Source organism: Ruegeria sp. HKCCE3926, assembly GCF_017872515.1.
Classification (GTDB): Bacteria; Pseudomonadota; Alphaproteobacteria; order Rhodobacterales; family Rhodobacteraceae; genus Ruegeria.
On record NZ_JAEDOU010000011.1, the window covers coordinates 59488 to 77289 of the forward strand.

General features: G+C 57.7%; 14 protein-coding genes. 7 read left to right on the top strand and 7 right to left on the bottom strand.

From position 1 onward, the window contains the following. Positions 1-3: 3 nt before the first annotated feature. Positions 4-1260, bottom strand: coding sequence for a glycosyltransferase family 4 protein (locus I9184_RS19665; RefSeq protein ID WP_245218225.1), 1257 nt, complete (start codon positions 1258-1260; stop codon positions 4-6). Then, complete coding sequence (locus I9184_RS19670) at positions 1247-2509, bottom strand: nucleotide sugar dehydrogenase (RefSeq protein WP_209835496.1); 1263 nt, start codon at positions 2507-2509, stop codon at positions 1247-1249. Before I9184_RS19670 ends, I9184_RS19665 begins: the two co-directional genes overlap by 14 nt. A gap of 375 nt (positions 2510-2884) precedes the next feature. On the opposite strand from I9184_RS19670, the gene I9184_RS19675 reads away from it, so the two are divergent. Next, a complete protein-coding gene (locus I9184_RS19675; protein ID WP_209835497.1) occupies positions 2885-4432 on the top strand; it encodes an oligosaccharide flippase family protein in 1548 nt (515 codons plus the stop codon). A gap of 7 nt (positions 4433-4439) precedes the next feature. On the opposite strand, the gene I9184_RS19680 is transcribed toward I9184_RS19675, so the two are convergent. Genes I9184_RS19680 through I9184_RS19690 form a run of 3 tightly spaced genes read right to left on the bottom strand, consistent with a single transcriptional unit; the run spans position 4440 to position 7375 of the window. Next, positions 4440-5603, bottom strand: coding sequence for a DegT/DnrJ/EryC1/StrS family aminotransferase (locus I9184_RS19680; protein WP_171637891.1), 1164 nt, complete (start codon positions 5601-5603; stop codon positions 4440-4442). A 14-nt stretch (positions 5604-5617) separates the two neighbouring features. Beyond that, on the bottom strand, positions 5618-6250 hold the full coding sequence (locus I9184_RS19685; RefSeq protein ID WP_171637889.1) for a hypothetical protein: 633 nt from the start codon (positions 6248-6250) through the stop codon (positions 5618-5620). 27 nt (positions 6251-6277) lie between these two features. Further along, complete coding sequence (locus tag I9184_RS19690; RefSeq protein WP_348539553.1) at positions 6278-7375, bottom strand: GNAT family N-acetyltransferase; 1098 nt, start codon at positions 7373-7375, stop codon at positions 6278-6280. Between the two features lie 156 nt (positions 7376-7531). Between I9184_RS19690 and I9184_RS19695 the strand changes: the two genes are divergently transcribed. From I9184_RS19695 to I9184_RS19710, 4 genes are read left to right on the top strand one after another with little or no spacing between them, the layout of a single operon-like run. Continuing rightward, a complete protein-coding gene (locus I9184_RS19695; protein WP_209835499.1) occupies positions 7532-8491 on the top strand; it encodes a glycosyltransferase family 2 protein in 960 nt (319 codons plus the stop codon). Next, a complete protein-coding gene (locus tag I9184_RS21170; protein ID WP_209835500.1) occupies positions 8488-9690 on the top strand; it encodes a GNAT family N-acetyltransferase in 1203 nt (400 codons plus the stop codon). Before I9184_RS19695 ends, I9184_RS21170 begins: the two co-directional genes overlap by 4 nt. A 7-nt stretch (positions 9691-9697) precedes the next feature. Beyond that, positions 9698-10741, top strand: a complete 1044-nt coding sequence (locus I9184_RS19705; RefSeq protein WP_209835501.1) for a GNAT family N-acetyltransferase — start codon at positions 9698-9700, stop codon at positions 10739-10741. After that, complete coding sequence (locus tag I9184_RS19710) at positions 10738-11418, top strand: polysaccharide deacetylase family protein (RefSeq protein WP_209835502.1); 681 nt, start codon at positions 10738-10740, stop codon at positions 11416-11418. Before I9184_RS19705 ends, I9184_RS19710 begins: the two co-directional genes overlap by 4 nt. Here the strand turns inward: I9184_RS19710 and I9184_RS19715 are convergent. Both I9184_RS19715 and I9184_RS19720 read right to left on the bottom strand, forming a co-directional pair. Then, positions 11415-12773: a hypothetical protein gene (locus I9184_RS19715; RefSeq protein ID WP_209835503.1), complete on the bottom strand. Its 1359-nt coding sequence runs from the start codon at positions 12771-12773 to the stop codon at positions 11415-11417. The two genes, I9184_RS19710 and I9184_RS19715, sit on opposite strands and share 4 nt — an antisense overlap. A 115-nt stretch (positions 12774-12888) precedes the next feature. Beyond that, positions 12889-14070 (bottom strand): right-handed parallel beta-helix repeat-containing protein, encoded by a 1182-nt coding sequence (locus I9184_RS19720; RefSeq protein WP_171637876.1) that lies wholly within the window; start codon positions 14068-14070, stop codon positions 12889-12891. Positions 14071-14625: 555 nt separating this feature from the next. Between I9184_RS19720 and I9184_RS19725 the strand changes: the two genes are divergently transcribed. Next, complete coding sequence (locus I9184_RS19725; protein WP_209835504.1) at positions 14626-16650, top strand: right-handed parallel beta-helix repeat-containing protein; 2025 nt, start codon at positions 14626-14628, stop codon at positions 16648-16650. Positions 16651-16919: 269 nt separating this feature from the next. Further along, complete coding sequence (locus I9184_RS19730) at positions 16920-17633, top strand: methyltransferase domain-containing protein (RefSeq protein ID WP_171637872.1); 714 nt, start codon at positions 16920-16922, stop codon at positions 17631-17633. Positions 17634-17802: the final 169 nt, after the last annotated feature.

Here is a 17802-nt window from a genome sequence, read left to right on the forward strand (position 1 = left end):
ACCTTACCCCTTCCAGATCCGCTGATACGCCGCGATCAGCGCGGGCACCTGATGGGGCCAGGCCATCTCGGATTCGACCCGGGCGCGGCCATAGCGGCCCATGACGGCGCGACGTTCGTCATCGGCCAGCAATTCGGTGATCTTGTCGGCCATATCCACCGGATCGTTGGCCTTTGCATAAAGCGAGGCCTCCTGCGCCGAGAACCGCCCCTCGGTCACGTCGAACTGAACGATGGGTTTTTCGAAGGCCATGTATTCAAGGATCTTGTTCATGGTGGATTTGTCATTCATCTCGTTCACCCGGTCCGGGTTCACGCAGACATCGGCGGTCGACAGGATCTCGAACAGATCCCGATCCGGGGCGCGGCCGGTGAAGGTGACATAGTCCGACAGACCCATTTCAGCAGATTGTTCGCGCAGCTTGTCCAGGCTGGGCCCCCCGCCCACAAGGCAGAACTGGATATCGTCGCGGCCCTGAACCTTGACCAGATGCGCCACGGATTCCAGCAGCAGGTCGATCCCTTCCTGATCACCCATCACACCGACATAACCCACCATGTATTTCCGCCCGTTGCGCCAGGCCGGGTTCGGCGGCAGATGCTGCAACCGGCTGAGGTCGGGGCCCGAGCGGACGACAAACACATCCTCGGGCGCCATGCCGCCGCGTTCGATGGCGATCTTGCGATAGCTTTCATTGGTGGCAATCGACACACGGGCCGAGGCAAAGGTCAGCCGTTCGAACATCTTCATCAGCTTCCAGAAAAAGCCGCGCTTGTCGAACTTGGCCTCGTAAAGCTCAGGGTTGATGTCGTGGTGATCGAACAGATAACGCACGCCAAACAGCTTGAAGGGCAGCGCCACCAGAAAGATCAGATCGGGCGGGTTGCAGCCATGGATGACGTGAAAACCGCGGGTGAATTTGATCTTCAGAGACAGCCAGCTTTCCCAGAACAGCGCCGCGCCGTATTCCAGCAGATACCCCAGCGCGCCACTGGCATCCAAAGGCAGCGGGTGGCGATAGACCTTGATGCCTTCATCTTCCCACACGCGTTCCTCATGGCCCTTGCCGGTGGGGCAGATAACCGAGACCAGCGCGCCGGCCGCGGCCAGCGTGCGCGCCTCCATCCAGACACGGCGGTCAAAGGGGACGGGCAGGTTTTCCACCACGATCAGAACCTTGAGGCCCTTCAGGGGCTGGCTCTGGCGCAGCTCTTCGAATGAAATCGGCTGAACGGCGGGTGCAGGGCTAGTCATATTCATAGGTTCTTACCACCTCTGCATCACCCAGGTTCAGATCATTCACGATCCGGTTCGAGCCGACCACCAGATCCCAAGGCCCGGCCTCGGCCGTGGCGCGATCCACCAGCAGGCTGCCCACGTTGGGCAGGTGGGTAAAGGCATAACCAAGGTTCTGTCCCCGCAGATCGGCCGGTTTGATGGCCGGATCATAGACCGACAGCTGATAGCCCGCCTGCAACAGCCGCCGGGCGATATCGACATTGGGGCTTTCGCGCAGATCATCGGTTCCGGCCTTGAAGGCCAGCCCCGCCATCAGCACCCGGCCCCCTTCGGGTAGCCGCGCCATGATATCCTGCGCCTGATAGGTTTTATGCGCCTGGTTGGTCTGCAACAGGCTGTCGATCAGATGCGTATGCGCCCCCACCTCACCGGCGATATGTTGCAGCGCACGCACATCCTTGGGCAGGCAGGACCCCCCGAACGCGCCCCCCGGACGGGTGTAATAGGCCGAGATGTTCAGCTTGGTGTCCGAGACGAAAATCTCGTGCATGGTTTTTGCCGACACGCCCATGCTGTGACAGATGCGGCCCACCTCATTGGCAAAGGCCACCTTGGTGGCGTGCCAGGTGTTGTCGACGAATTTGGTGATCTCGGCCTCTTCGAACGCGGTATAGAACACCGGCGCATTCAGGCCTTCGTGCATCTCGTCCATCACGGCCGAGCGGTTGCCATCGGCGGTGCCCACAACGATCTTGGGCGGGTTGAAGAAATCATCCACCGCCGAAGCCTCGCGCAGGAATTCGGGGTTATAGACAATCTCGATCGCCTGACCCGTCCGATCGCCCAGATAGCTTTGGAAGATCGGCTCGATCAGCTGCCGCACCGTGCCCGGCCGGAAGGTGGATCGGTACGCCACGGTCAGCGGTCGCGCGCGGTCGGGCGAAACGGCCTTGGCAATCTGCCGCGTCACCTCGGCCACGAAATTCATGTTGTGCGACCCGTCAGTGGAACTGGGCGTGCCGACGCAAACGATGGCCAGATCCACATCCGACAGGTCGGGGATTTCAACCGTGGCGCGGATCAGGTTCTTTGCAAGCGCCTCGGTCAGCAGTTCGGCCACCTTGGGTTCCTTGATCGGAGGCTGCCCGGCATTGATTTCCGAGACCTTGTCGGCATTTACATCGACGCCGATCACCTCATGCCCCTCACGGGTCAGACAGCATGCTGCTGTGAACCCCACATATCCCAGACCAAAAATCGCAATCTTCATACCATTACACCATTTTGAACCCCGGCTTCCGGGCACTGGCCGCCACCGGACACATATCAGGCATCACATACTTGACGCGCTTGCCCATGAGGAGCCTGATCTGAGACACTGGGCCAGAAATTCTCCTTGAAACAGCAGATAACTTTCGGACACTAGACCCGCAGGTATCACCGAGTATGAAACAACCTTCTGACATTGAAAGAAAATCATGTGATTTCGACATAAAAAAGCGCGGTCTTCCTTGAGTAACAGCGACCCCGCCCAATTGCCAGAACGGCACTTCTCTATCTGGTTGGAATACCTGAGAGAGGAGATAAAAAGGAAACACTAACCCGGTATTCTGTTGTTTGTTTTGAATGTGGAAAGACAAAGCTGTTGAAGCCTTCGCCTAAATCCGAACCGACCGGTGCCGCAGTCCCGCGCGGCTCACCCCTTGTCGTCGGGGCCGCAGCACTGTTTGCGTCGGGTGTTTTCAGCCAGTTTCTTGGTCTGCTGACGCTTATCGTCACTGCCCGCCTGCTGACCCCGACGGGTTTCGGTGTAATCGCCTATTTCGTCATCGCAGTGGCCTTGCTTGAAATCGCGCAGCGGGCGATTTCCATGACCCTGATCCGGCAACCCGAGGTAACCGAAGCGCACCTCAATACAGTTTTCACGATGCAGCTGTTGCTGGGCACTTCCGCCGCTGGCCTGATCTGGATCAGTGCACCCCTGATGGGGTTTCTGGGCTTGCCTGCCCTGACCGAGCTGATACCCGCCCTATGCCTGATCGCCATCGTCAGTTCGCTCAAAAGCACACGGTTTCCCTTGCTGGAAAGGGATCTCAGGTTTGGATTCGTGGCTGGTGAAGAAGCCATCAGCCGCATCACATATACGTTGTTCGCAGTATGCCTTGCCTGGTTCTGGCGCGATTTCTGGGCCATTGTGGCAGCCAATTTCCTGACTCAGGTCGCACGCGTCATCTGGTCCTTTTCCGTCGCACCGATGCGGCCCCAGCTGACGCTCAGATGCTGGCATGACTGTATCGACGTATCATCATGGTCACTGGGCGCACAGATCACGCAATTCCTGACGACCAACATGCCGCAAATCATTATCGGAGCCACGTTGGGGCTGGCGGATGCGGGTATTTTCAGAATCGGCTTTCGCCTTGTGTCGCTGTTCACCAGCCAGGTCATCGGGCCACTTGAGCGGGTGATCTATCCCGGGCTCGCCAGCATCTCCAGAACTCAGGGCAACGACCGCGAAGCCTTTGAACAGGCCAATGCCATTCTGCTGGGCATCATCATTCCCGTCAGTGTCGGAATGGCGCTGGTCGCAAATCACCTGATCGTCGTGGTGGCCGGATATGAATGGCTGGCAGCCTCTCAGGTCATCTGGGTGCTCGCCCCGCTCAAGGCCATTGAAACGCTACAAGCCAATGTCCGTTCGGCAAGCTATGTGCAGGGTGACACGAAACGGCTGTGCCTGCGCAACAGTATCCTGCTGGTCGTAACAACCATACTGGTGCTGCTGGGATCCAACTATGGATTTGTGGGCGCGATCCTCGGATCCGGCGCAGCCAGCCTGTTCGCGATTGGCCTGGCGCTGGTCATGGCCAAGGATTTTGGAACCGGGGGGCTTCTTACACCCATTCTCATGGCCTGGCGCACCTTCGCCGCGGCCATCGCAATGGTCACCGCGGTTCTCATCGTCAGCAGCGCCTATGGCAGTGGCGACGCAATCGGCTGGGCTTACGATTCAGCCGAAGACCTGCCCCTGCTGCGCATCCGCTTTGCCGTCAAGGTCATCGTCGGCGTGTTCACCTATATCGCGACCCATCTGTTGCTTTGGCAGCTGTCGGGGCGCCCAAAGGGATTTGAAAGCCTGACGCTCGAACTCGCATCGAAACTGCGCAACAGGATTGTCGCCAGGGTGTCCTGAGACACACTCACCCCTGCAATGCCCGCTTCAGTTCCGAGACGATGTAATCAACATGCGCCTCGGAAAGATACTGGTGCAGCGGCAGTGACACGGCGTCATTCTTAAGCGCCATCGCTTCGGCCTGTCCGGTCCAGTCGAGATTACGGTTGAATCCCGCCCACCAAGGTGTTGCCCCGATCCCGCCGTGTTGCAAAGCCTGCACGACACGGTCGCGCTCCTCCACCAACACCGGCATGTTCAGCGGGCAGGTGTCGACCGTCAGCTCGGGCACAAGCATGCGCACACCCGCGACATCAGTCAGAAGTTCACGGTACCTTTCCCAGTTTGCCCGGCGCGTTGCGATGGCCTCGGATACGGAAAACGCCCGCAAGGGGCGGGCCGCAAACGCGCTCATGCGGGTACTGCGCAGAGCCGGATCAAAGTAGTAATGGCTTGGAATATCTTCCAGTTCTCTCTCAGGGCACATGTCCACGGGTATTTGTTCGCCGCCCCGCAACGCTTGCACCAGCCCTTTCAGGCGCGCTGTACCAAGCACATTGCCCAGCCCGGCCCGCAGCAGCATCTTGGTGACCATCTTGCGGGGGGGCGGGCGTGTAAACGGATGCTCAGCATGCAGATCCGGCGCGTTGATCACCAAGGCGCCGCCGCCCAAAACCGGAACAAACTTGTAAAAACAGAAGACCGAAACGTCACCCACCCGGCCTTCGGCGGGGGTCTGACCACTCAGCAGGCTCAGCGCGCAATCTTCGATCAACCGCAACCCGTGCCGGTCACACAGCGCCCGCAGCCCGGTCAGTGAGGGTTGGATCACGCCGAAGTAATGCGTCACGTAAATCGCCCGCGTGCGCTTCGTGATAAGCGGTGCAATGCGATCCGGATCAGCCAGTAAATTGTCTGAGACAGGATACAGCCGGACCGAAAGACCCGCGTCAATCAGCGGGTCAACCTCTGAGCCGCAATTATAGGCTGGCACCAAAACCTCGTCCCCGGGCTGCAAGGCCAAAAGATCACAGGCGGCCCGGATCGCCACGCGGGTATTGAAACTCCAGAAAACCGGGCGATTCCGAAACAGGGCTGTATATCCGCCTGCCGGGTCCCGGCGAAACAGATTGGCAAACTGCATGGGCGGGTCGCCGCAATAAAGCGTGGTCTCATGTGTGTTGCTGCTCATGCCAACCCCGCATTTCAATACTGCCGCCAAGTCCGATGATGTGTCAGGCGGTATTCATTACAGTGCCCAACCGGTGAAAACCCCGTTTTCAGGATATTGAGCCTGGAAGGTAAATTGTAATCCCGGCAATTGGTATAAAACCCGTCGATTCCTGCGGATATTTTGCTGGCAACAATCGCGTCCCAAAGCCGGCCCTGCAAATTTCTGCCGCGGTATTGCGGCAGGACATAAACATGCCAGAACAGCTCTTCCGTATCAGTGAGGGGCACAAAGAAATCGCGGCTATGCGCGGCATCCCTAACCCAGGCCACCGCCTGGATGCGCCCCTCTTCCGTCAGCACCCAAAGCTGCCACCCGGCGTCCAGCCATTCCAGCATTCCCCAGTCATGCGCCGCCTCAGGGTCCGTCAGGCTGGCCAGTTCGTCCCTGGTAAGGTCTTCGCGTGATCGGATTTCCCGCACCTGTTGCGCGTCCTGCCCGGCTTGTGAGTGGGCAGCACAACTGGTCGCGCCCAGCCGGAATACCAGATGGCGTTTGCGCACAAAGCTGTCCATCAGGGCCAGCCAAAGCTGCCGGACAAGAACAACCGGCCCACGTCGCGCGGCCCCCCGGATCAGTTGCAATTTGCCTTTCTTGGCCAGATTCATACTTCGCCTTACCAATCGTTCAGGGACCTAACCCGCCGCTGCCCTCTTGAGCTTTTTCAACTGCCCCCGGATCAGATCACGCGCATTTCCCGTCAGGTACACAGACCGGTTCAACACCTTTTCACGTGCTGAAATCCGCTGCACGACACGCGGATTGAACTCTGACTTGTACTTGTGAATGTTGAACTTCTTCTCGCCCGAAACCGGTACGTGATAGCCCTCGACATCCAAGGTGCTACAGCCCTTGCCCTTGGCCCATCTCATGGCCTCCAACCACAAGGCCGGGGCGATACGCAGATTGCCCGCCGCCCGCAGATGATCCGGCTCGGTGGTGAAATGCCGGCCGTGCACAATGTCCCTGCTGCGATACACCAAAAGCCCGGCAAGAAAGGCCTCCTGCTGCCAGGCCATGATCACGGTGCCAATTTCATCGGGCCGCAATACATCTTCAAACATCGCCTCATAGGCGGGAAGGCTCAGCTCGGGCAGCCTGCGCGAAACGCGCAACCGGTTCATGCTCTCGAGAAAAATGCGGAACTCTTCCGGGGTCTGCGCGCTTCGGAACGTCACGCCCTGCCGTTCGGCGCGCCTGACCTCGCGACGGGCGCTTTTGGAAAACGCCGCCATGATCTCTTCGCTCGTGACCGATATGTCGACCCATCCGGTTTCACGAAACTGATCTTCTTCAGCCACGCGCCAACCTGCACAAGACAGCGCGGCATCCAGTGTGTCGGCCTCTTCTTCGGTCCAGAACGGGGTGACAGTCAGGCTGCCTACCCTTGAAAACCCCGGCTGTCGGCACAGGCCATCCAGAAACGTCACCATGTCGGCGGCATCGTCGCAAACCGGGCCGCTCAGGCAGTGGGCCCGGGCCCAGGCGCCGGGCAGATACGGGTGCGGTTCAAGTGAGATCAGAGCGACACCCACAAGCGCCCCATCCCGGCGCGCCGAGGCATAAATCACCTTGCGTTTCAATCTTTGTTCCGAATTCATAAACAACGGAGATTGCCGCGGATGCTGATGCCGGGCCGCATTCAGAAACGTCACCCATTCGGCATTCCGGTCTGCGGTCAGGGTTTCAGTGCATTCAATCGCAACACTATCTTGCCCTTCAAGTTCCTGCACAGCCAAACTAATACCTCAATATACCGGTTTATTCGTTCTGAATTTCACAGCTACTATTTAACAACAGCCGTCGCTTAATGACGTTGAGTGTATTCATAGATCAGAACAATGGCTAAACAATTTGAAAATGTAAGTGAGTAACGAGAACAGGGTTTCATGACTTCACCGTCACACGGCACGCAGAGCGAATGCGCTGTTTCCATTGTCATCGTGAACTGGAATACCCGGGACATTCTTCGGGACTGCCTGATATCCATTTCCCGGCAGACCCGGAAGCCGCATGAGGTCATCGTCGTCGACAATGCATCAAGCGACGGATCCGTCGATCTTGTCCGTGACGAATTCCCTGATGTTCGCTTGATCGCCAATGACGCGAACCGGGGATTTGCCGCGGCTAACAATCAGGGTCTGGAAATCGCACGGGGTGACAATCTGCTGTTGCTCAATCCCGATACCATCATTCTGGATGGTGCGATCGATACCATGCTGGACTGGCTGGATCAGCACCCGGATGTCGGCTGCGCTGGATGTCAGGTCCTGGAAGATGAAACCACCATTCAGCGCACCTGTTTTGCCGACCCGGGTCCGGGAAACCTGGCGCTGATCGAGTTTGGGCTGCACCGCCTGTCTCGGCGCAATCCGCTTCTGGCCCGCGCCGAGTACGGAGACTGGGATCGGCGTTCGCAACGCGAGGTCGACGTCGTCTCGGGCATGTTCATGCTTGTGCCCCGTCGTGTCTTCGAGGCCGTGGGCCTTCTGGACGAGGCATTCTTCGTCTACTCGGAAGAGGCCGACTGGTGCCGTCGCATCCGCGATGCAGGCTGGAAATGCGTGTTCACCCCCGAAGCGCGCATCCTGCACCTTGAGGGAGGCGGCAAAAGCACCGCCCAGATCCGCTCGCGGATGTACGTACAGATGCAGAAAAGCAAGATGATCTATCTGCGCAAACATTATGGCCTTTGGGGCCTGTTCCGCGGCCGGATGGTGTTTGTGGGATCATCCGTATTGCGCTTTGTCATGTCGGTCGCAAATCAGCGGGAAGAAGCTGCCGCGCGGCGGCGTCTGGCCCGGGCCTCGCTGCGCTATCACCTGACCAGCCAGGAGCCGACAGAGTGACCGACACAGACGTCCGGCTGACATTCAAATGGGTTGATGGGGTCACCGGCCTTGAACGCATGACCGATGCGTGGGCCGCACTGGCCCGACAGACCGGCGCGGATATCTATGCCACTCCGGTCTGGGTCCTGACCTGGTGGGCTCATTTTGGGCGCGGTAAAACGCTCCGGACCCTTGTGGCATATGACGCTCAGGGGCAGCTGGTCGCCTTGCTGCCGTTCATGATCTATCCAGTTTGGCTGGGGCCTGTGAGGGTCCGTATCGCCAAATTGGCCGCAACCGATCCCAACACGGTGATTTTCCAACTGGCCGCCACGGAAACCGCGCTAAAGAACAGCTGCGCCGAGGCCCTGAACGGCCTTCTCGGCGATGGCCGGGCGCATCTGGTCAGTTTCACCCCCGCCTCGGAACGCGGCACCATGCTGGCAGCCATCCGCAATGGGGTGGCACCGGGGCTGGCGCTGACCGACACGCCGGCTGGCACCCATACGGTTTTTGAACTGCCCGATACGTTTGAGGGCTATCTTGCCAACCTGTCCAAGAAACGGCGGAGTCAGTATCGACGGGATCTGAAACATCTACAGAATGACCACGGCCTGACAACGCGGATGGTCCATCCTGATGCGCATCAGTTCAGGGATTTCGTCTCCTTCCACAACCGGCAATGGCAGGAGGTTGGAAAAGGAGGCCATTTCGCGGATTGGCCTGGCAGCGCCGCCTTCTACTGCGATCTGGCAGACGCCACCCAGCAGGGGCAGGAAACCTGGTTCGTCGAACAACATGGTCGAAACGGCCCCCTTGCCACCCAATTCTGTCTGGTCGCGGGACAGACCTGCCATTGGCGATTGCCCGCCAGATCGACCGATCCGGAACTGGAACGCCTCAGCCTTGGGAAAATCGGCTTGGTTCAGATGATCGAACAGCTGATCGCCGCTGGCGTGACGCGGATCGAAGCCGGGATTGGCGCATATGGTTACAAGCTGGTCTATGGCGGTGAATCGGTGCCCACTCATCGCCTGATCGTCTTACGGCGATCAGGAATATCCCCTGTCTTGCTGAAGCTCTGCCTTGGTTGGGCGCGTGTGTTGCACCTGGTCTATTACAGGCTCTGGTTCGGGCGGGTTGCACCCCGGCTGAGGGCCGTGATCCCGTTGAAAAACAAATCGCTGTGGTCCAGCTGGATCAAAACAAGAATATGAGGCGGATATGATCGCATATCAGTTCTCTGCACGGGTTCTGCCTGAAGACAAGTGGCCCGCCCTCAGCGCGTCGTTCCGCGACCTGACCCTTGAACACAGCCTGACCTATGCCCGCGCGGCGGCCCGCCGGATCGGGGCAGACGTACAGTTCCTGATGCTCACCACCCCGGACGGGCAGCCTGTTGCCGCCGCATGTCTGCGCATCAAACATGTTCCTGGCCTGCGGCGTGGCATTGCATGGCTTGCCGCCGGACCGCTGGTGCAGCATGTCGATCGGCCTGATCCCGACGCTGCAACACTGCGTGCCGTGCTGGCCGCACTGCGTACGTATGCTCAGGAGAGCGGGCATATCCTGCGCCTGCGGTTTCCGGCCACACCCTGGCATGATGTTGCATTGTTGGATCAGCTGGCCCGTAGCGAAGCGTTTTTGCCCACCGATCGATCCCCGACCTATCGAACCGTGGTCGTGGATTGTACCCAGGACGAAGATACACTGATGCGTGCCCTGCACGGAAAATGGCGCAACCCCCTACGCAATGCGCTGAAAGCCGGCCTTGATCTGGATATCGTGCCGATTGCACAGGCAGCCGACCGGTTTCATCCGATGTATACCGAGGTTCAGGCAGCCAAAGGCTTTCGGCCGGATATCCCGCCAGAATTCTATTATGGCCTTGAGGGGGCTGATTTTGCCCATGAGGTTCTGTTTGCCCGCAAGGACGGGGCCGACATTGCCGCGATGACGCTGGGACGGGCTGGGTCCAATGCCGTCTATCTGTTCGGGGCCACTCTGGACACCGGGCGGCGCCTGAATGCCGGGCATTATCTGATGTGGCATTCCATGCTGCGCTGTCGCGACCTGGGCCTGAAGTATTTCGACCTGGGCGGGATAGATCCTGAAGCCAACCCTTCCGTCACACGTTACAAGCTGCGCACGGGCGGCACAGAGTTGCGCGCAGCGGGCCCGTACGAGTTCCGCCCTGCCGGCGCAAGCTCTGCCCTGATCAGCATCGCCGAAACCATTCACGCCCGCCTGAAGAAGCTGCGCTCATGACAAAGCCCATCGGTATCAACTTTCACGGCATCGGAACACCAAAACGCTCTCTGGAACCGGGCGAGGCCCCCTACTGGCTGTCCGTTGGCAAGTTTGAGCGGGTTCTGGACCGGATCGCCGCAGACCCTGATCCGAACCGGTTCACCATCACCTTCGATGACAGCAATCTTTCGGATCATGACATCGCCCTGCCAGCACTTGTTACCCGAGGCCTGCGGGCCCGGTTTTTTGTTCTGACCGGACGGATCGGACAGGCCGGATCACTGGATGCAGACCATCTGCGTCGCTTGCAGAATGCGGATATGACAATCGGCAGCCATGGAATTGACCATCTTGCCTGGCCGACACTGGATGACGCTGCTCTGATCCGAGAACTCAGCGAATCCCGCGCGCAGTTGGAAATGATATGCGGCTGCCCGGTGGTCGAAGCGGGCATTCCCTTTGGCCGCTACGATACACGGGTGTTACGTGCGCTGCGCGATGCGGGCTACACTACGGCTTGGTCAAGCGACGGAGGCATCTGGCGCAAAAACGCATTTATACGCCCCCGCACATCGCTGCGCGAGGATATGAGCGATCAGGATTTGAAGGCGATCTTGTCGGGTCACATGCCGCTCGCGCGCCGCTTTCGGCGCGCATTGGGCATGACCCGTCGGCGCTGGACGACCACAGGTTAGCGGGCGCGTGCGACACGCCCGGTAGACAGTTCTCCGGGCAGGGCCTTGGGAAACCGGGTATACCGCATCTTTCGCCCTCCTTCCTCGGCCTGGGCCTGGTCCCCATCCTGACCGGACCCGTCATCCGCATCCAAAAACCAGACCCCCGCACCCAGCAGGAACATCAAAAAACAGAACGTGGCATCCCAAAGATGGACGGTCACCGCAGATACACAAAGGCCCAGAAGCGAAATCAGATATCCAAGGCGCGCATCCGCCATTGCCCCGGTCAGATTTCTGCTGCCAAGCTTAAAGAACGTGACAATCATCGCGCCTACAAGAAGGAACAGGGCCGGAAAACCATGTCGCAATGTGACCACCAGCCAGAAATTGTCGACGCTGCTCAGCAGTACCATCCAGTGGGGGCGCGTCCAGTCATTCAGGCCGATACCGAAGATCGGGTTTCGCAGAATATCGTCGGATGCGAAATTGAACGTATGGATGCGGGCCCATGCCGTACCGGGGGTCAGCGTGAAATGGGTTGCAAAAATCTGGAACATACTCCGGTTCGAGCCAATCTCGGCAATGAAATACAGAACGCAGAATATGCTCAGCAGAACTTTCCATTTCTTCCTGAGGAAACTAAAAATCCAGTTCCATCCCATCAGCGCCAACTGAATGACGACATTCAGAAACGCACCCGATGAAAGGGAAAAGAACACCGCCCCCCCTACTACCGAGGTCAGGCCAACCTTCTTGAAGAACGATTTATGCCATCCCAGCACATACCAGGTCAGCGCGAAGGCCGGCGCGCAGAACACGCCGAACAGGATGGGATGCGGCATCGTTGTCTGCGCCCGCAGCAACCCAAGCCGAGGTTCGAAAATCCATTTCTGATAAACGCTTAGAACCTTGCCGAACAGGTTCAACAGCGGGGTCTTGCCCGTAAAGGATTCGAACAAGGCAAAGGGCAGCAAAATGAGGATAAGCAGAAACAGGCATTTCACGAAGTACCGAAACGATTCCAGGTTCCGGATATAGGTTCGGGCAATAAAATAGGGCACCAGGGTTTCGATCATGAACATCCCGATGAACTGCCACATTTGCGCCAAACCATTATTGACAGAAATGGACAGGGCCGACCAAAAGCTGAACATGATCGCCAGAATATCAACGGCCCTGATCTTTCCGGCCTTGCCGCTCAGCCATCCGATGATCGCAGGAAACATGAACAGCAGCAGGATCACCCGATACCCGCTGAGCTTGAGCCCCCCCAGGTGGAAATAGAACGGCATCGCGAAGGAGACAATGAGCAAGGCGAGAACGACCGGCTTTGTCGCCGGGGCGCTGGCTTTCGCTGACAAAACGGCTGTCATCTAAAATTCCTGCCTTTAAACGGATAACATATTACAGATTGCACCAACATATTGTCAGTATTCTGGCCGCGCGCCCGAAGCCAATCACTTTTCCACAACATTGCCCGCAATGTCCTCATCGCGAGGGGTAGGATTGCGACAAGCTGGACCCCGCATTCAGGCGATCAAGCTGGCTGCCGGGGCGCACGCCGTATTCGTTGTATCCGTCTTTCCTGCCTTGCGCGTAATAGATGAACTGGCTGTCATAATGCCCACCCTGAGAGGGGGTCTGATCTTGAATCAACGCATTGTTGAGCACAACCCAATCGCGCTGGTTCTCGTGCCCGATGACATTGGCCACCGCATTCTGCTCAATGACCACCGAGGTCGAATCCGGAGAAATGTTGATGACCGGAACCGAATGACCGCCGGGCACATGGATCACCGAGTTCTTTCTGATCGAGATATTGTCCGAGCCATGGATCGAAATGCCGTGAATATGACCATTGTAGATCATGTTGTTTTCAACCAGCACATTGCGGTGTCGCATGACTGGGTTGCCGAGGTCCTTGCCGTCTCCGCCAGCCCAGATGGTCTGTGTGAAATCGCCGCCGGCCATGTCGAATATATTGTCACGGATGACGATGTCCGAAGATCCCCGGGGCGATACCCGCATAATCTGGATCATGTCGCGGTGATCCTGAGATCCAGCCGCACCGCCAAAATCGTGAAACCGGTTCCGCTCGATTCTCAGGCCATCCGCAGCATCGACGTCAACCCCATCGGACCGGATCGTGTGAATGTTGTTGCCCGTAAAGACAAACTGCCGCGACTGCACGGACAGAACTGCTGTCCACCATCTGCGAAATTCGTTGCCTGAAAGGGTCAGGTTCCCGCCCCGCTCGATTTTCAGGCCGATCCCGATACTGTACCCGTCCGCCTCGGACCCTGTTCCCCTTGCAGTCCCACCGTCGAACACGGAATTCGATATCACAATGTCCGTACTGTTCAGGATGACGAAATAGGCAATGAAATGCGGATCGCCCCCATTGTAGGTGTAATCGAAATAGACACCATCCAGATGCACATTCCTGGCTCCTTCCAGAACCAGACGGGTAAAGCAGGCCGGTGCGGCAGGATCGGCGGACCGGATCACCACGGGTGACCGGTATGCCGTGTTCATCCTAAGGGTTCCATAATTCCCCGGCGCCAGAAGAAAGATGTCCCCGCCCCGGGCATTTTGCAGGGCTGCGCCAAGATCGGCGGCATTCGCGACCGGCTGCCCCTTGGTCTGAGTTGCGGGAAGGTGCGTTCGCACGTCTCGCCCCTGACAGGGGGGCTGGGCCGCCACATCAAAACCCAACATGAGCAGTAGCGCCCCTGCCAAGACGAGAATCCGGGACCCGGCCATAACGCACCTTTCTGATAACCACACTTGCAGGAAAGTGTAGGCAAGGCGGGTTCCACTGTCTATCGCGCCTGCTTGCCCGTCTGGCGCCATGGCACGTCCGAATAGCCCTTGCAACGCCCAGGTTTCCCTTACGGCACCGGGCAATTCATTGCCGATGCCTATCGCCCATACGCAAGGACATGCCTGAATGATGGCTATTTTGTGGCCATTGTTGCCCTACGGGAATCAATTCGCCAAACCCTAGGCAACCGCTAAGGGAAGTGGAACAATTCCCGGTATCGAGTATCGAGTTCACTCGGAAATAAACGCACAGGGGCAGAATTGTCCCGATACAGGCAACAATTTCCAAACATAGCCATATTTCGGCCACTCTGCCGCCCTCGGGCGGCTGTTCCATCCGTCCTGGGTGTGCGGGAACTCGTGCGCTGCCACTCACAGCGCCTATGAAACAGAAGGTGAAATATGTCGACGACAATCACGGTAACCTCTGCGGCAGAGCTGAACCAGGCCTTGTCTCAGGCGACAGGTGGGGAAACCATACTGCTTGCGGCGGGCGATTACGGTCAGCTCAACCTCCACTACACGAATTTCGCATCGAATGTGACGATCCAATCCGCGGATCCGAATGCGCAAGCCAGCTTTTCCGGTATTCACGTCAAGCAATCATCGAACGTCACATTCGACGGCATCAAGTTCGACTACACTTACAATAGTGGCGACTACCATTTCCAAAGTCCGTTCAGTGTCTATGACAGCCAGAACATCGCGTTCAAAAACTCGATCTTCGATGGCGACGTTGCCAGCGGCACAGGCACATCCGCAGATGGTACCGGTTATGGAACAGGCCTGACAATCAGCGGTTCGACCAATGTCACTATCGACAACACCGAGTTCTTGAAGTGGTGGAAAGCAGTCATTGCCGTGAACTCCAATGGGGTCAGCGTTACCGGCAGTGATATCCACACGATACGGTCCGACGGTCTGGTCTTCGACAATGTCGACAACATTCTGGTCGAGAATAACTATATTCACGATTTCGGCGGCGCAGCCGGGTCCGGCGATCACCGCGACATGATCCAGATTCAGCGCGCCAACGGCAGCGGCAGTGACAACATCACCATCCGCAACAACGTGTTCGACATGGGGAACGGGGACTTTACCCAAACCATCTGGGCTGGTGGTGACGGCAAGGATATCAACGATCCCAATGTGATCCACCACAACGTGCTGATCGAAGGGAACACGATCTATAATGGCCACTTCCACGGCATTTCCCTTTATGGTGTGGATGGGCTTACGATCACCCAGAATTCGGTTCTGCACGTGGACGAAAAGACGCTGACCGGCGGGATCGAGATTCCGGTGATCAACGTTTCCTCTGGTTCCACAAACGTCACCATCGATCAGAACATTACATCTCAGATCGTAGGGTATAACGGGCAATCCGACTGGAACGTCAGCAACAACGCCCTGATCCAGCCCGGTGAGTACGACCAGAACTTCACCTATCAGGCAACGGCGCAGGGGAATGGTTACAACCAGTATGTCGTCATCCCAGGCAGCCTGGCTGACACACTGAACGCCGGTTCGGCCCATTCGTATGGCGCCTCGGGCTCCACCACTCCGCAGCAGGGCGGCACCACGTCCCCGGACAGCGGCTCCACGTCCCCCGACAGTGGCACCACGTCTCCGGACAGCGGAGTCCAACAGCCCGACACTGGGTCCGAGCAACCTGATACCGGGTCTGAACAGCCCGACACCGGGTCCGAGCCTATTAGTGGCGAACCGCAGGGCGAACTGATGATCGACATAACCCATCAGGACAGCCCGGAGAGCGTTGAGTACCAGGACGGAATTTCTGACATCAGCAAAGTCTCCTCCCCGGTCGACGCGACGCAGGCCGAAGGCGATACAAGCGCCGTGCAACCTGATACAGGCTCGGAACAACCCGACACGGGTTCAGAGCAGCCTGACACCGACTCCGAACTTGTCCTTGCTGACAGCTCACAAGACGAAATGTCGGTGATCGACATCACCAATCAGGACAGTCGGGGGAACATCGGGCACTTGGACGGGATTTCTGACGCTGAGCAGGTCAGCTTCTCGATCGACGTGACGCGGGAAGAAGGCGACACAACAGCCGAGCGGCTTGTGTGGAACCACTCGAATTTCGGCCTGAAGCTGAACAAGAAAGGGCATCTGGTCGCAAAAGTCGACAACAATGATGGTGGGTTCCGCGACGGCTTCAAGATCACGGATGTCGATCTGAGCGACGGTGAAACACATCAGGTCACTCTGATGGTCGATCAGGACACCGATCGCCTTCAGGTTCTGGTCGATGGTGCCGTTGTCCTGGACGAAACCAATACGGATTTCGATTTCGCCGGCGGTCGGGAAAGGGATTGGTACGTTGGTGATAGCGTCGACACCTTTGCGATCGGTGACGAGACCCCGTTTGTCGAGCCGTATTCCGATTTGTTCGCGTAACGGCAAAGATCGCTGAAAATACAGCCTATTGATTACCACTGCATGGGCGGGTACCGAAAATTCGGACCCGCCCATATCTATTCCGCCCCCTGGCATTGCCAGTCATGTAAACTTGGGTGCATACGTTCTTTGAATGCTGCCAGCATTCATCTAAAGATTGGTCAAACAGCCATGTCACTGCCTTAAAAGGCGTATTGCAAAAAGTCTTTTTATCGCGATTGGCCCCGTTTCGAACGCCGCGCAAGGTTACGGTTTTTTTGGGAGAGTAAATGGTACAGTCAGAAATACGCTGGCACACGGATTGCAGACAGGATTATCTGGATACGGTCTGGAACATCATAACAGATGAAAAACCGGCCCGGATCATGGAAATCGGTGGCACGACCAGCCGATCGACCGGCGACAAGACACTGCCCGATCATGTCACATCCTTCACGATCAGTGACATAAGTGCCGAAGAACTTTCCCATGTTTCCGATGAGTTCGACACCCTTCAGATCAACGCCTGCGGCGATGTCAGCCATGTGGATCAGAGGTTCGATCTGATCATGTCCAAGTTTTGTGGCGAGCATATGCCCGACGGCAAGCAGTTCCACAAAAACATGCATCACCTTCTGGCGGATGGTGGCGTTGCTGTTCACTTGGTGCCGACCATTTTCGCCTCGCCGTTCCTGATCAACTGGTTGTTTCCCGAACAACTGACACGCAAGGCGGTTCAACTGTTGCAGCCCCGGCGCTTTGATGGCCAGAATACCGGCAAATTCCCCGCCTATTACTCACTGTGTCGCGGCTCGACCCCGTACATGCGAAAGGCGTTGGCGGATGTCGGGTTTTCGAGCATCGAAGTACATGAATATTACGGGCACCATTACTATGATAAGATTTTCGGCCTGCGGCAGCTGGATAACGGGCTGGCGCGCCTGTGCGCCCGGCACCAATGGGCGGTTTATTCTTCCTATGCCATCATCATAACGCGCAAGTAAGTGCCCCAGACCGGGCCCACGGCGTTTGACAGGAAACCAGCAAGACCGGAGGCTGTGGAAAGAGCGGAGCCACAAAACAGCCAAACAGACGAAGTAATGGAATTGACGCCCCAGTTTATGAATACCCGCTTCGACAGGTGGAGCGCATGACAAGTTGAGATCCGAGGAC